Source organism: Streptococcus pluranimalium (assembly GCF_047785705.1).
Taxonomy (GTDB): Bacteria; Bacillota; Bacilli; order Lactobacillales; family Streptococcaceae; genus Streptococcus; species Streptococcus pluranimalium_A.
Map to the genome: position 1 here is coordinate 21,625 of NZ_JBLOJV010000004.1, position 16,011 is coordinate 37,635.

General features: G+C 43.2%; 14 protein-coding genes. 13 read left to right on the forward strand and 1 reads right to left on the reverse strand.

The features are described from left to right. The first annotated feature begins 2 nt into the window (after positions 1 to 2). A complete protein-coding gene (smpB, locus tag ACMZ6Z_RS01790; protein WP_416130948.1) occupies positions 3 to 473 on the forward strand; it encodes an SsrA-binding protein SmpB in 471 nt (156 codons plus the stop codon). A gap of 130 nt (positions 474 to 603) precedes the next feature. Here smpB and ACMZ6Z_RS01795 read toward each other — a convergent pair whose 3' ends face one another. After that, positions 604 to 1,689, reverse strand: coding sequence for a M24 family metallopeptidase (locus tag ACMZ6Z_RS01795; protein ID WP_416130949.1), 1,086 nt, complete (start codon positions 1,687 to 1,689; stop codon positions 604 to 606). A gap of 210 nt (positions 1,690 to 1,899) precedes the next feature. Between ACMZ6Z_RS01795 and ACMZ6Z_RS01800 the strand changes: the two genes are divergently transcribed. From ACMZ6Z_RS01800 to sodA, 12 genes are all read left to right on the forward strand, one after another. Then, on the forward strand, positions 1,900 to 2,562 hold the full coding sequence (locus ACMZ6Z_RS01800; protein ID WP_416130950.1) for an LPKTxAVK-anchored surface protein: 663 nt from the start codon (positions 1,900 to 1,902) through the stop codon (positions 2,560 to 2,562). A gap of 232 nt (positions 2,563 to 2,794) precedes the next feature. Further along, on the forward strand, positions 2,795 to 3,796 hold the full coding sequence (ccpA, locus tag ACMZ6Z_RS01805) for a catabolite control protein A (RefSeq protein WP_416130951.1): 1,002 nt from the start codon (positions 2,795 to 2,797) through the stop codon (positions 3,794 to 3,796). 201 nt (positions 3,797 to 3,997) lie between these two features. After that, complete coding sequence (locus ACMZ6Z_RS01810) at positions 3,998 to 5,452, forward strand: alpha-amylase (protein WP_416130952.1); 1,455 nt, start codon at positions 3,998 to 4,000, stop codon at positions 5,450 to 5,452. A 72-nt stretch (positions 5,453 to 5,524) separates the two neighbouring features. Then, a complete protein-coding gene (locus ACMZ6Z_RS01815) occupies positions 5,525 to 6,523 on the forward strand; it encodes a glycosyltransferase family 4 protein (RefSeq protein ID WP_416130953.1) in 999 nt (332 codons plus the stop codon). 1 nt (position 6,524) lies between these two features. Next, positions 6,525 to 7,877, forward strand: coding sequence for a glycosyltransferase family 4 protein (locus ACMZ6Z_RS01820; protein WP_416130954.1), 1,353 nt, complete (start codon positions 6,525 to 6,527; stop codon positions 7,875 to 7,877). Between the two features lie 674 nt (positions 7,878 to 8,551). Continuing rightward, positions 8,552 to 10,507: a threonine--tRNA ligase gene (gene thrS, locus ACMZ6Z_RS01825; protein WP_416130955.1), complete on the forward strand. Its 1,956-nt coding sequence runs from the start codon at positions 8,552 to 8,554 to the stop codon at positions 10,505 to 10,507. Between the two features lie 390 nt (positions 10,508 to 10,897). Further along, complete coding sequence (gene dhaK, locus ACMZ6Z_RS01830; protein ID WP_416130956.1) at positions 10,898 to 11,887, forward strand: dihydroxyacetone kinase subunit DhaK; 990 nt, start codon at positions 10,898 to 10,900, stop codon at positions 11,885 to 11,887. A gap of 12 nt (positions 11,888 to 11,899) precedes the next feature. Continuing rightward, complete coding sequence (gene dhaL / locus ACMZ6Z_RS01835; protein WP_416130957.1) at positions 11,900 to 12,484, forward strand: dihydroxyacetone kinase subunit DhaL; 585 nt, start codon at positions 11,900 to 11,902, stop codon at positions 12,482 to 12,484. After that, on the forward strand, positions 12,477 to 12,851 hold the full coding sequence (gene dhaM, locus ACMZ6Z_RS01840; RefSeq protein WP_416130958.1) for a dihydroxyacetone kinase phosphoryl donor subunit DhaM: 375 nt from the start codon (positions 12,477 to 12,479) through the stop codon (positions 12,849 to 12,851). Before dhaL ends, dhaM begins: the two co-directional genes overlap by 8 nt. A gap of 351 nt (positions 12,852 to 13,202) precedes the next feature. Then, complete coding sequence (locus tag ACMZ6Z_RS01845) at positions 13,203 to 14,171, forward strand: DUF3114 domain-containing protein (RefSeq protein ID WP_416130959.1); 969 nt, start codon at positions 13,203 to 13,205, stop codon at positions 14,169 to 14,171. A gap of 68 nt (positions 14,172 to 14,239) precedes the next feature. Then, positions 14,240 to 15,292: a DNA polymerase III subunit delta gene (gene holA / locus ACMZ6Z_RS01850; protein ID WP_416130960.1), complete on the forward strand. Its 1,053-nt coding sequence runs from the start codon at positions 14,240 to 14,242 to the stop codon at positions 15,290 to 15,292. Between the two features lie 96 nt (positions 15,293 to 15,388). Further along, positions 15,389 to 15,997: a superoxide dismutase SodA gene (sodA, locus tag ACMZ6Z_RS01855; protein ID WP_416130961.1), complete on the forward strand. Its 609-nt coding sequence runs from the start codon at positions 15,389 to 15,391 to the stop codon at positions 15,995 to 15,997. Positions 15,998 to 16,011 lie beyond the last annotated feature (14 nt).

Genomic DNA, 16,011 nt, shown 5'->3' on the forward strand with positions numbered 1-16,011 from the left:
TCATGCCAAAAGGTGTAGACAGTCATGTCTTAGCGCAAAATAAGAAGGCCAGACATGATTACACTATTGTAGATACCATAGAGGCTGGGGTGGTCTTGACAGGGACAGAAATCAAGTCTGTTCGTGCGGCTAGAATCCAGCTTAAGGATGGTTTTGCCCAAATCAAACATGGCCAAGCCTGGTTAGTTAATGTCCATATCGCGCCCTTTGAACAGGGTAACATCTGGAACCAAGACCCAGAGCGTACACGAAAACTCTTACTCAAAAAGCGTGAAATTGAGCGTCTAGCCAATGACTTAAAAGATAGTGGGATGACCCTAGTGCCTTTAAAAGTCTACCTTAAAAATGGCTTTGCCAAGATCTTACTTGGTCTAGCCAAAGGGAAACATGACTATGATAAACGTGAGAGCATCAAACGCCGTGAGCAAGATCGTGACATCAAGCGTGTCATGAAAAGCATCAACCAAAGATAAAAAATCGAACAAGCCCGGCCATCATCAAAGGCGGGACTTGTTCGGTTTTTTGATAGTGAGTTATCCAAAGCTGATGACTAGTCTTTAGACGCCATAAGTATCCCAAGGAGACAATGCTATGATGCCAAAGCTAGCCTTCAAAGTAGAGGAGATCTTTGGGGGTCTTGGTAAAGGTTTCAAAACCAGTTTTGGTAACGTAGCCACAGTCTTCGATACGAACACCAACCTTGCCTGGGATATAAATCCCCGGCTCTACAGAGAAGCACATACCTTCTTGGATCTCGATGTCATTACCTGCCATAATAGATGGGAACTCATGGACATCCATTCCCAGTCCATGCCCCAGACGGTGGTTGAAGTAGTCACCATAGCCTGCTTTTTCAATGATCTGTCGTGCTGCTGCGTCGACTTCGGAGGCGGTCACACCAGGCTTGATCATATCTTGTGCGGCTAATTGTGCCTCCAAGCAAAGGTGATAAATCTCTTTTTTAAAGGAGTCGGGTTGTCCGAGGGCGACGGTTCTGGTCATGTCACTGGTGTAACCCAAGGTCTCAACGCCCAAATCAAACAGCAAGAGTGCGTTGCTTTCCAGTCGATTAGTGCCGGGGATTCCGTGTGGGTTGGCAGCATTTGTGCCGGTTAGGACCATGGTGTCAAAGCTCATTTTAGAGATGCCTTGTTTTTTGAGTTCAAACTCAATAAGAGCGATGATGTCGGTTTCGGTCTTGTCAAGAGAAATGGCATCAAAACCGATTTGAACGGCCTTGTCAGCCCACTCTCCAGCAATCAGCATTTTGTTGATTTCATCGGCGGATTTGATCAGTCGCATCTGCTGGATGAGGGGAGTCAAGTTGACAAAGGCGGCTGTAAAGACGCTTTCTAGTCCCTTAAATCTGGTCACGTTGAGGTGGTCAAATTCGACAGCAACCTTAGTTGAAGTTGGCTGTGGGAGGATGGCTTTGAGTTTGTCCCAAGGGTTTTCGGCATCTTGATAGCCGACCACTGGAAAGGATAGGCTAGCTTTGGCGCGCGCTAGATCCAAGGCAGGCAAGAAGAGCAAGGGCTCTTTACCAGCCATCAGGAAAAGGAACATATAGCGTTCGTGAGGGTCATTAGCAAAGCCTGTGAGGTAGTTGATAGTGACAGGATCGGAAATCACTGCTGTTGCAACATCCTGCTTGAGTAGTTGCTCTAAAAGTAGATCAATTTTAGTCATTTTATCCCTTCTTTCTGTCTTTTATTCTTTCAAAAAAAACCTTAAAAATCAAGTGTTTGTCATTTGCGTTTCGGAGTGCTTTCAAAGGCTCTTCATTTTTTTCAAAAAAAGCAAGCAAAATACTTGACAAATCGGGAGGGGGATATAATAAAGATTGTCTAGATCATTTGCAAAAAGACAAGACTAACAAAGAAAAGGAACTTTAATTTTATGAAGATGAGCAAACAATTTACCACCATTTCAGCAGTCCTACTAGCCAGTTCAGCCTTGGCATTAGGGACAGTAGCAAGTAGTGTGTCGACAGTATCAGCACAAGATTATTATTCTTCTGCTCCTGAAATCGCGCCTGGTGAGCCATCCAATCCTTTAAGGAATACTTTAGATGACATTTTAAATAGCGATGGTTCATTCAAACCTGGTTTTACAGGCGAAGTGTTTAACAACGGTACAGAAACACGCATTAAAGACGCAAAGACTGGTAGGGTGCTTAGTGATAGTGTTGGAGGAGTATTCTATGATGATAATGGAAATATAGATTATGCACGGCACGCTGCTGAAATCAATAGAATGGCCAAAGCGATTGCTTTACAAAAGGGGGCATCTGGAACTGTAGCTAATACAGACTCTACGTCTACTAATGCAGACACAACTACTCCTACATCAGGAGAAGCTGCCACAGCGCCAACAGGCACAGTGGCAGGGACAGGGACATCTGCTTCCCCTTCAGGCACAGGCGCGGCAGCAGCTCAAGCAGGTAAGACTAACGGCAGAAAAGATGCCTCATCAACAGCCAAGCCCGCTAGCAAACCAGTAGCAGCCGCTGCAACCGCTAAAGCAGATAAAGCACTGCCAAAAACAAGTGCGGTCAAATAATCTTTAAAGAGTGGAAAGACAATCCTTGATGTCGTCGACATCAAGGGATGACTTCCTCTCTTTTTTTTAGATAGGCTATAAGCTAAGGGTTTTTCTTGAACCTTGTTCTGATCTTTTTTGAGAGAAATCAGTAAAACGCTGTTTTACGCTTGAAAGTGTTTCCAAATCATGATAATATAACTAATGAAAGCGTGATTTTCAACGATAACAACTCAAGTGAAAGGAAATACCGATGCATACAGATGATACTATTACGATTTATGATGTTGCCAGAGAAGCTGGTGTCTCTATGGCGACAGTTAGCCGTGTTGTCAACGGCAATCAGAATGTGAGAGAAAATACCCGTCAGAAAGTTCTTGAGGTGATTGAGCGTCTGGATTATCGTCCAAATGCCGTGGCACGAGGGCTGGCTAGTAAAAAAACAACAACCGTAGGGGTGGTCATTCCTAATATCTCAAATGCTTACTTTGCCCTTTTGGCAAAAGGGATTGATGATATTGCAGAGATGTACAACTACAACATTGTCTTGGCCTCTAGTGACGAAAATGAAGACAAAGAAGTCAATGTGGTTAATACCCTTTTTGCCAAGCAGGTGGATGGCATTATCTTTATGGGGCATCGCTTGACGGATAAGTTGCGTGCGGAGTTTTCGCGTGCCAGAACGCCTGTTGTGCTTGCTGGGACGATTGATTTAGAGCATCAGCTACCAAGTGTTAACATTGACTATGAAAAAGCGGTTGCAGAGGTGGTGGCTGACTTAGCGAAAAACCATCACAAGATTGCCTTTGTATCAGGACCTTTGAGTGATGATCTCAATGGTAAGGTACGCCTATCAGGCTATCAATCGGCTCTAAAAGCTCATGGTATTGACGATACAGACCAGCTGATTTTTGAAGCGGGCTATCGCTATGAGGATGGCTTTGACCTAGCAGAGCGAGTGCTTGCGTCAGGAGCAACTGCAGCTTATGTCGCAGAGGATGAGCTGGCAGTAGGGCTTTTAAATGGCTTGTTTGCAGCTGGTAAAAGTGTTCCAGAAGATGTCGAAATCATCACCAGTAATGACTCTGAAATCGTCAAGTACACTCGCCCCAATCTCTCGTCTATCAGTCAACCTATCTATGACCTTGGCGCTGTTGCCATGCGCATGTTGACTAAGATTATGGATAAAGAAACCTTGGAGCAAAAGGAAATTATTTTGAATCATGGCGTGACCAAGCGTGCCTCAACGACATAAATCAAGTGAGACTGGGCGAAAGTCCAGTCTCTTAAGCAAGTCTAAAAAAACCATTTGCTAGTTGATCAACACTAAGGCTAAATTAGAGGCTAAGGCTGACCATCAAAGGAAGGTGTATTAGATTAAAGTTATGTTTTGGCGTTTAAAAGCCTCTGACCTAATGCTAGCATCAGCAAAAATGACAAAAAGTGAGGGAATAATGTGACAAATGAAACGCTCATGCAGTATTTTGAATGGTATCTTCCAGCAGATGCCAAGCATTGGCAACGCCTTTTAGATGATATTGATCATCTAAAAGAGCTTGGTGTGACCAAGGTCTGGCTACCGCCTGCTTTTAAGGGAACTGGCTTGGAAGATGTCGGCTATGGTGTTTATGACCTCTTTGACTTAGGCGAATTTGACCAAAAAGGGACAATCCCCACCAAGTATGGGACTAAAGAAGCGTATCTGACAGTGATCCAGGCCCTCAATGAGGCTCAGATCATGCCCATCGCTGATGTGGTCCTTAATCATAAGGCCAATGGTGATGAAAAGGAGCGCTTCAAAGTCTTGAAAATGAATCAAGCTAGTCGCCAAGAGCCTATCTCTGAACCCTATGATATTGAGGCTTGGACACATTTTACCTTTAAGGGACGTCGCCAAAAATACGATGATTTTGAATGGCACTGGTACCATTTTTCAGGTATGGACTATGACGCTCTCAATCATGAAACCGGGCTTTACATGGTTATGGGAGACAACAAGGGCTGGGCGGATCAGGCTACGGTTGATGAGGAAAATGGCAACTATGACTACCTCATGTTTAATGATGTGGATTTTAGACACCCAGAGGTAGTCGCCAATCTTCAGAAGTGGGCCAAGTGGTTTCTTGAGACCAGTCAAGTTGGTGGTTTTCGATTGGATGCGATAAAGCATATTGATTCTGATTTTATGTCGGCGTTTATTCGCTATATTCGTGACCACCTCAAGGAAGACCTTTATGTGTTTGGTGAGTATTGGAAAGATGATCCCAATGCTACCGTGGCTTACTTAGAGGAGATCGACTTGCAGTTTGATCTGGTGGATGTGGTGCTGCATATGACCTTCTTTCAGGCCTCCCAAGAAGGTCAAGCGTTTGATCTATCAAGGATTTTAGAGGGAAGCCTGATGCAGCTGCGTCCAGACTTTGCGGTGACTTTTGTGGACAATCATGACTCCCAAAGAGGTCAGTCCTTGGAATCCACGGTGGCAGACTGGTTTAAGCCCCTTGCTTACAGCTTGATTATGCTACGACAAGAAGGAACGCCTTGTATTTTCTATGGTGATTACTATGGGATTGAGGGAGAGTTTGCCCAAGCCTCATTCAAAGACGTGATTGCCAAACTGGCCTACCTAAGACAGCATCATGTTTACGGTAATCAAGTTGATTATTTTGACCATCCCAACTGCATCGGGTGGGTTCAACAAGGCAATGAGGAGCATCCCAATCCACTTGCTCTTGTTATGTCAAATGGTGAGGCTGGTTGGAAGACCATGGAGATTGGGGAACTTCATGCAGGCGCTACTTTTGTGGATTATTTGGAGAATTCGACAGAAGAAGTTGTGATTTTAGAAGATGGCTGGGCAACCTTTCCTGTAGGAGCAGGATCAGTCTCAGCTTGGGTTCTAAAAGATTAAAAAGGTCAGTCCTAGGACTGATTTTTTGCTTTCTTAATGAAAATGTCTCTTGAATACGTTATAATAGGCTTTATGAAAGTATTACTCTACCTAGAAGCAGCAGACCACTTGAGCAAATCAGGGATTGGTCGTGCCATCAAACATCAAGAAAAAGCCTTAACCATAGCAGGTATTGATTATACGACTGATCCAAGGGATGATTACGACCTGGTTCATCTCAATACCTATGGCATTAAAAGCTGGCATCTGTTGAGAAAGTCTCAAAAGGCCGGTAAGCGGGTCATCATGCACGCCCACTCGACGAAAGAAGATTTTGAACGGTCTTTTAGAGGCTCTAATCTCATGGCTCCTCTTTTTAAAAAGCATCTCATGCGCTTCTACCAAGCGGCAGATTACTTGATCACACCGACAGCCTACTCTAAAAAGCTGATCCAATCGTATGGCATCACAACACCAATAGCAGCTATTTCAAACGGTATTGATGTCAATCGTTATCAAAAGAGTGCTAGTAAAGAGGCTATTTTTCGTGCTCACTTTAATCTTAAGCCAAGTGACAAGGTCGTGGTTTCAGCGGGTCTCTTTTTTGAGCGTAAGGGCATTGATGACTTTGTCAGAGTAGCAAGTCTCATGCCTGAGGTGACCTTTATCTGGTTTGGACATATCAATCATTATCTTATTCCCAGTCATATCAGAAAGATTGTTGAGGGGCAGCATCCTGATAATGTCATCTTCCCTGGCTATATCAAGGGGGATATTTATGAGGGAGCTATGACGGGTGCAGATGCTTTTCTCTTTCCTAGTCGAGAAGAAACAGAAGGTATCGTAGTGCTAGAAGCTCTGGCGAGTCGTCAGAATCTGGTAGTTCGTGATATTCCTGTTTACAAGGGTTGGCTTGATGAGCGATCAGCTTATCTGGCTAAGGGAGTTGGTGACTTTGTGGAGGCTTTAGAGGAGATCTTTGCAGGTTATCAAGATAAGGTTGAGGCTGGCTATCAAGTAGCAGCTAGTAAAGACCTGACAGTGATTGCCAAGGAGTTGGCAGCCGTATATGACAAAGTAATGGAGCTCTAAGATGAGAGTTGGACTGTTTACAGATACTTACTTCCCACAAATATCAGGTGTGGCAACCAGTATCAAAACCCTAAAAACAGAGCTAGAAAAGTTAGGTCATGAAGTCTTTATCTTTACCGCGATGGAAAAAAATATTCGTGTTGATGAAGACCCAACCATTATTCGTTTGCCTAGCCTACCTTTTGTGGCTTTTAGTGAGCGTCGTATTGTTTATTCAGGCTTATCATCTGCTTATAAGATTGCTAAGGAACACCGTTTGGATATCATCCACACCCAGACAGAGTTTAGTGTGGGGATGTTTGGTTGGATGATCGGCAAGGAACTAGGCATTCCAGTGGTTCACACCTATCATACCCATTATGAAGATTATGTCCATTATATTGCCAAGGGACGTTTGATTCGACCGGGGATGATCAAGTATTTTGTGCGTCATTTTCTCAAGGATTGTGACGGTGTTGTTTGTCCTAGCCGCATTGTTTTAAATATTTTAGAGTCCTACAAGGTTACCATCCCTAAAAGGGTTATTCCTACTGGCATAGACTTGGAACAATACAAAAGACCAGACATCAAAACTTCTGACAGTTTAGCCTTACGTCAGGAGATAGGGATTGCACCCGATGAGACGATGTTACTCAGTCTATCACGAATTTCTTATGAAAAGAACATTCAGGCGGTTATTCGTGCCCTGCCAGCTGTGCTTGCCATTTATCCCAAAATCAAGTGTGTCATTGTTGGTGATGGCCCTTATCTTAGTGACTTGAGGGAGTTGGTGGCTGAGTTGGGTCTGGCTGAGGTTGTGCTCTTTACAGGTATGGTTGAGCGTGAGAAGACTGCTTATTATTACAAGGCAGCTGACTTTTTGGTGTCCGCTTCGACCAGTGAAACGCAAGGGCTGACTTATACGGAGAGTTTGGCTAGTGGAACACCGATTATCGCACAAAAAAATGCTTATTTGGAGAGTTTGCTGGATCATCCGATGTTTGGTTATCTTTATGAGGATGGTGAGTCAATTTCCCAAGCGATTTTGAGGGCTGTTAGTGAGACACCTGCCATGACAGAAAGGCATCTGGCGGATAAACTTTATGAACTCTCATCAGAGCGTTTTGCCTTATCCATTTATGAACTTTACGTTGATGCGATTATTTCCAAATACTACCAAGTCAATACCAATCCCTTTGCCCTAGATGGGAAGAGGAAGTACACGCACATCAAATTGATGAGAAACACCTTTGGTCTTCCCTCAACAGTGATCAAAACAACCGCTCAAACATCGGTCAAAGTTTTGAAAACGCCTAAGTTATTAGTGGATCGTATCCGGCTACTTTCTTTGAAAGATCATGACAGAAGCGACTAAAACCATCATCATCTTCACAATAAAGGAAATCCATGTCTTGAATTGCTTTTGGAAAAAATGTCTTGACAAGCTATCAAATTATGTTATGCTAAATGATAAGAGACACGTCCGTCAGTTGCCATTTTAAAGAGAGTATCCGGTTGGTGTAAGGGTATGGATGAGCTGATGAGATACTACTTTTCATGATTTTATGCAAACATAAAAGGGTGGTTCCCTTATCGCCATTCTGAGGTCATCAGTTTTTTTGTGCTGGTGACGAATGAAGGTGGCACCACGTTACGACGTCCTTTTTTGAGGATGTCGTCTTTTCTTTTATGACCAGCAGGATTACCCACTAGGCATAGTCAAATGAATTAACTTTCAGACAAGGAACTGAGGCTGGAGATAAGAGTATGGCAAGTTGAAAGTTCAAAGCATCCTAATGAGGTTTTGAGGTCTGAGCCTAGAAATCAAAAAGCGAAGATTATAAAAGCTAATTCAAAAGACTATAAGATCATGATTCGTGTCTTGTTGATAGTCTTTAACCATCAATATCACTGGTCTTTCTACTCAAACACTATTTTAGGGGTTGTCGGCTAGTTTATGGTTGATTGTTATTGAGTATTGACGATGCAACACTATAAAGAGCTCTGGGTTTTCCCAGTCTCATCTCTATCAAAACTAAGGAGATTCCTATGATTAAGATTACATTTCCAGATGGCGCTATCCGCGAATTTGAGTCTGGTGTCACAACTGTCGCCATTGCTAAAACCATTTCAAACGCCTTAGCCAAGAAAGCCTTGGCGAGTAAGTTTAATGGTCAACTGTTTGATACTGTTCGTCCTCTGACAGAAGATGGTTCGCTTGAGATTGTCACTCCAGACCATGAGGATGCCTATGATTTATTGCGTCATTCTGCGGCTCACCTCTTTGCTCAGGCGGCAACTCGTCTTTTTCCCAACCTTCGTCTAGGGATTGGTCCAGCTATTCAGGATGGTTTCTACTATGATACTGACAATGAGGCAGGACAAATTTCAAACGAAGATCTTCCTCGCATCGAAGAAGAAATGCAAAAAATTGTTGGTGAAAACTACCCATGTATTCGTGAAGACATTTCAAAAGAAGAGGCTCTTGAGCTTTTCAAGGATGATCCTTATAAAGTAGAGTTGATCAATGAACATGCTGATGATGCAACAGGTTTGACCATCTACCGTCAGGGCGAGTTTGTGGATCTTTGCCGTGGGCCACATGTCCCATCAACAGGGCATGTTAAGGTCTTTAAACTGCTCAATGTAGCGGGTGCTTACTGGCGTGGGAATTCAGACAACACCATGATGCAGCGTGTTTATGGAACGGCTTGGTTTGACAAAAAAGACCTCAAAAATTACCTGCAAATGCGTGAGGAAGCCAAGGAGCGTGACCACCGTAAACTCGGTAAGGAACTTGATCTTTTCATGATTTCTCAAGAAGTGGGACAAGGTTTCCCGTTCTGGCTGCCAAATGGGGCTACCATCCGTCGTACCTTGGAGCGCTACATCACTGATAAGGAATTGGCTTCAGGCTACCAACACGTTTACACACCACCGCTTGCTTCGGTTGAATTGTACAAAACCTCAGGTCACTGGGAACACTACCAAGAAGATATGTTCCCAACCATGGATATGGGAGACGGCGAAGAAATCGTCCTTCGTCCTATGAACTGTCCTCATCATATCCAAGTTTATAAAAACCATGTGCGTTCCTATCGCGAGTTGCCAGTGCGTATTGCCGAGCTTGGGATGATGCACCGTTATGAGAAGTCAGGTGCTCTTACTGGGCTTCAGCGTGTGCGTGAAATGACTTTGAATGATGGTCATATCTTTGTGACACCTGAGCAAATTCAAGAAGAATTCCAAAAAGCACTTCAATTGATCATTGATGTTTATGAAGATTTCAACCTTACTGACTATCGTTTCCGCTTGTCCTACCGTGATCCTGCAGATAAGGAAAAATATTATGACAATGATGAGATGTGGGAAAATGCGCAAAGCATGCTTAAAGCAGCCCTTGATGAGATGGCATTGGATTACTTTGAGGCAGAAGGTGAGGCCGCTTTCTACGGTCCAAAACTTGATATTCAAGTTAAAACTGCTCTTGGTAATGAAGAAACCTTGTCAACGATCCAACTTGACTTCCTTCTTCCTGAGCGTTTCAATTTGTCCTATAAGGGAGCTGATGGTGAAGAGCACCGTCCAGTCATGATTCACCGCGGTATCATTTCAACCATGGAACGTTTCACTGCTATCTTGATTGAAACTTATAAAGGTGCTTTCCCAACATGGCTTGCGCCACATCAAGTCACTCTTATCCCAATCTCAAATGAAGCCCACGTAGACTATGCGTGGGAAGTGGCTAAGAAACTTCGCGATTTAGGCATTCGTGCAGATGTTGATGAGCGTAATGAAAAAATGCAGTACAAGATTCGTCAAAGTCAAACCAGCAAAATCCCTTATCAGCTGATTGTTGGAGACAAAGAGATGGAAGACCAATCGGTTAATGTCCGCCGTTACGGTAAAAAAGAAACGAAGACGATGTCAGTTGATAGCTTTATTGAAGCTATCCAAGCAGATATTGCAAGAAAATCAAGGCCGATAGATGAGTCTATGGATTAAGTTATCAGTTTGGTTTTTGAAAATAATTCAAAAGACCATACCATTCAACGCAGTAGTTAATGGATAGTTTGGTTGAGCATGATAGGCTCTAAAAACTGCCACCATCATCTGTGTAGAAGTGGGAGTGACATTGCTTGGTTGGCAAGGTCACTCCTACTTTTTTTCATATCTTCTTAAAAGTTTCTGATTTGCCGCTTTATAATTGAAAATCACATAGAAAGTGTTATAATGTAAGCGTAATCATTTTTTTGGAATAGGAGTGGGACAGAAATCAAGCAACCATGACCTTTGATTTTTCCCTACTCTTTCATCTCTAAGTTCGAAACGCTAAGATTAAGAGATTTAGACCTTGGTCTAGGTCTCAGGAGTTAAGAAAGGAAGTTAATTGGTATGAAAAAAATTATTAATCGTCCAGAAGATATTGTGGCAGAAATGCTTGATGGGATTGCCTATGTCCATGATGACTTGGTAGAGCGTCTGGAGGGCTTTGATGTGATTGTTCGTAAAGCCAAAAAAACAGGTAAGGTTGCCCTCATTTCTGGGGGCGGTTCTGGCCATGAACCGTCACATGCTGGTTTTGTTGGAGAAGGTATGCTCTCGGCAGCTGTCTGTGGAGCTGTCTTTACGTCACCTACGCCTGATCAAATTTTGGAAGCCATCAAGGCAGCTGATGAGGGTGCTGGTGTCTTTATGATCATCAAAAACTACTCTGGAGATATCATGAACTTTGAAATGGCTCAAGAAATGGCTGAAATGGAAGATATTGCTGTGGATAGTATCGTGGTAGATGATGATATTGCAGTGGAAGATAGCCTTTACACGCAAGGACGTCGTGGTGTGGCTGGTACCATCTTGGTTCATAAAATTCTTGGTCACGCTGCAGCGCAAGGAAAATCTCTCGAAGACATTAAGGCATTGGCTGAGCGTTTAGTTCCCAATATCAAGACAATTGGTTTGGCGCTTTCTGGTGCAACGGTTCCTGAAGTTGGCAAGCCAGGATTTGTCCTTGAAGACGATGAATTTGAGTATGGTATTGGCATCCACGGAGAACCCGGTTATAAGAAGGAAAAACTAAAGCCCTCTACTGACTTGGCTAAGGAACTTGTGTCCAAATTATTGGCAGACTTTGATGCCAAACCAGGTGATGACTTTGCGCTACTGATCAATGGTATGGGCGCAACACCTCTAATGGAACAATATGTTTTTGCCAACGATGTGTCACAATTATTGGCTGAAAAAGAAATTCAAGTGACCTATAAAAAATTAGGCGACTACATGACCTCTATTGATATGGCTGGCTTGTCGCTCACGCTGGTCAAAATGGATGACCCAGAGTGGGTCACAGCCCTAAATGCCCCAGTTGCAACCATAGCTTGGTAAGAAAGGAATCTTATGACACCTGAAAATGCAATCAAATGGATGAGTCTGTTTAATGACAAGATTCAAGAAAACAAAGCCTACCTCAGTGATTTGGATACGCCTATTGGTGATGGTGACCATGGTGGCAATATGGCTCGTGGGATGGCTGCGGTTATGGAAAACCTTGACGGTAAAAACTTCGCGTCTGCAGATGACGTCTTCAAAGTGGTCTCAATGCAGTTGATCAGTAAAGTTGGCGGTGCTTCTGGACCACTTTATGGCTCTGCCTTTATGGGATTGACCAAAAGTCTCAAAGCAGGAGATGGTCTCTTAAAGGGCTTGCAAGATGGTCTTGAGATGATTGAAAAGCGTGGCAAGGCCCAAGTTGGAGAGAAGACCATGGTTGATGTTTGGACGCCAGTACTTGATGCCTTAAATCAAGGTTCACTAACAGCTGACATGATCGATCAAGCAGTAGAGGCGACTAAGGATCTCAAAGCCACTAAGGGGCGTGCTTCTTATGTTGGGGAACGCTCCCTTGGTCATATCGATCCAGGTTCTTACTCTTCAGGTTTGCTATTTAAAGCCTTGCTAGAGACGGAGGTGCTCAATGGCTGATACAGGTATTATCATCGTTTCTCACTCTAAAAACATTGCCCAAGGTCTTGTTGACTTGATTTCACAAGTGGCTAAGGATGTTGCGATTACTTATGTTGGAGGGACCGAAGATGGTGGGATCGGCTCTAGTTTTGAGCAAGTTCAGGCTATTATCGAGGAAAATCCCAAAGAGCAGTTGCTAGCTTTCTATGATTTGGGTTCTGCCCATATGAACTTAGAAATGGCTCTGGATTTTTCAGATAAGGAAATTCTTATTCAGGATGTGCCAATCGTTGAGGGAGCCTATACAGCGGCAGCTCTGCTTCAGGTTGACACCCCTTTAGCAGCTGTTCAAAGCCAACTCGATGAGCTTGCCATTGCTAAGTAAGCATGATTAGACAGTGTGGCAATAAGCCATGATGTGAAGCCATTCAAGCTGTTGATACTATCAGAAAAACAGTTTGATCTCGTAGTTGCTTGGCAGTTTTGGTCGCTTTAGAGTCTTTAAAACATCAACAGCCTAGATTCTTGACGTGCCTTGCGGAATGTTAGTTCTGATTTTGCTTGGATACTGGTCAAGAAATCCATCTTAACAAGAGAGGTTAGATCTTGTTACTGCATTTCCAAAGCGAGAGTTAAAGGCTCAAGTTGAGGTTGTAGTCTCAAGTATCCAGCCTCTTTTTTAGGGCGAAAAAGCGCCATCAGTGTCTTTCTTGGTGGCATTTGGTAGAATAGCTATATGACAGTAATCAAGACAAAAGCGGCATTATTAGAGCAGGGTTGGGCTAAGGAGCTAATCAACCATTATTCTCAAGACCTTAATCGCCAGAGTGATTTCAGGATTGGCTCGCCAAGTTTTTTAAGGTTTTGGTCTCAAAGCCAGAGGTGGATGTTTCCTAGGGAGCGCTTGACAGCCTTGCTCAATCTGATGGCTATGCCTAGTGAGTTGACAGGAACAGTGGCGGAAAGTCAAGCATTAGTGGCTAAGATTAGCATGGATTTAGCCCCAGATGCTAATTTTTGGTATGACTTGGCTGCCTTGGTGGATCAGGCTTTTCCAAGAGACGGTTTAGCCCATTTAGGAGAGTTAGAGCGACGCCTGCACCAATTTCGCTACCTTATTTCCAGTCATCAGGCACAATACATACGCCATCATTTCAAGTCTGATGAGATGACGGATCAAGAAGCCCTAGCGCTTTTTTTGAGAGGGAAACGCCAAGCTCATTGTTTTGGTAAGGGTGACTATAGTTTTAAGGAGTCTGCCCGACTTCATAATAAACTAGCCATTCGAGAGGGTAAGATTACCTATCCTGATAACCAACCCTCTGCCAATATCAAGGTGTTGATGGGGTTTCATACAGAGTTTATCCTAGATTCTCAAGGTCACTTTTTGAATGAAGCTGATGTTGAACAAGTGACAGAAAGTGGTGTCATCAATGGTGCTAGCTTTAACTATGGCAAAGGTGGTAAGAGGCATTTCCAACTGGATGTTGCCCCTGTTGGCCCTCATGATCCAGCCTTTCGAAAGAAAATCAAGCGTGGTTTTTACGCTCCGAATCGTAGTCGTAGCTGGTCATTATTCACCAAAGGCGACTATGCCAAGAGTTACTTTAATCCAAAGGGTGTCTATAGCCTCAATCAAGAAAGTCGTCAGAAAAAGGTTCATCAAGAGATTAAAGAGTTTAAAGCAACCCTTAAGCAACTGTAATCATCTTAGGTAATCCTTGAGGTGTCTTAGATGGTGTCAATGGGTCATATTTATGCTACAATAGGGCTATGATTGCAATGGAACACATGGAAGCCTTAAACCGAGAAGCTCTTCCTTCGATTAGCCTGATAACAGGTGATGATTTAGGCTATTACAGCCAATTAAAAGAAGCCTTTCTAAGGCAAATTGGCTATGATGCTGCCGATTTGAGCACGGCTTATTTTGATTTAAGTGTGACTCCTTATAGCGAGGCAGCACTGGACTTGGAGAGCCTCTCCTTTTTTGCGGATGACAAAGTGGTCATTTTGGATCACTTTCTAGACCTTACCACGACCAAAAAATCTTATCTATCTGAAAAAGAACTCAAACAATTTGAGTCTTATGTGGCAAACCCTGTTGCGACAACGCGTTTAGTGATATTTGCTCCAGGCAAGCTAGATGGCAGAAGTCGCTTGGTGAAACGCTTGAAAAGAGACGCTCATCTTTTTGAAGCTCATCCTTTAAAAGAACAGGAGCTACGTGCGTATATCCAGAATGATGTGAAAGCGAGAGGACTTCATTTTGAGTCATCTGCTTTAGAAACACTCTTAATCAAGTCAAACTTTGATTTTTCCGATTGTTTGAAAAACATTGCCTTTTTGGAAACCTATCAAAAACGTGGAACAATCTCAATCGCTGATATCCAAGAAGCCATCCCCAAAACCCTGCAAGATAATATTTTTGATTTAACCAAGCTCATTTTAAAGAGAGATATTGATGCTGTGCGTGATTTAGTGAGAGATTTACGCCTCCAAGGCGAAGACGACATCAAACTCACCGCTATTATACTAGGTCAGTTTCGCCTCTTATTACAGGTTCAGCTATTGACTAAGCAAGGGAAACATCAAACACAGATCGTTCAAGAACTCTCGGATTATTTAGGAAAACAAATCAACCCTTATCAAGTTAAATATGCACTGAGAGATTCGCATTCACTTAGCCTGCCTTTTCTTCAAAATGCTTTGGTGACTCTTATTGAGGCAGATTATCAGATGAAGCAGGGCTTGTTCGACAAGGATTATTTGTTTGATATCGCCTTGTTAAAAATGATCAAAACCCATACCAGCAAGGCATCTTATTAAGGGAAGTGGTCATAAAAAGGAAAAACAAACTGCTTGAAAGCAGTCTCAAAAAGCGATAAAATAAACCTATCACCTAAAATGAAAGAGGATACTAAGATGGCAATAAACTTACCAGAACTTCCCTATGCATACGACGCACTTGAACCACATATTGATGCAGAGACCATGACCCTGCATCACGACAAGCACCATGCAGCCTATGTGGCCAATGCCAATGCGGCTTTGGAAAAACATCCTGAAATTGGAGATGATGTTGAGGCTCTTTTATCAGATGTTGATAGCATTCCTGAAGATATCCGCCAAGCCCTTATCAACAATGGCGGTGGGCATCTTAATCACGCGCTTTTCTGGGAGCTTTTGTCACCAGAAAAAACGGAAATCACCAAGGACGTCAAGGCAGCTATTGATGAGGCATTTGGCTCATTTGACGCCTTTAAAGAGGCCTTTACTGCAGCAGCTACAACGCGCTTTGGATCAGGTTGGGCTTGGTTAGTGGTTAATGCTGACGGTAAACTTGAAGTGACATCAACGCCAAATCAAGACACGCCACTGATGGATGGTAAAACACCAATTCTAGGACTTGACGTTTGGGAGCATGCCTACTACCTTAACTACCGTAACCTACGTCCAAATTACATCAAAGCTTTCTTTGACATCATCAATTGGAACAAGGTAGACGAACTTTACCAAGCAGCAAAAGCCTAATCACTAAGATTTGA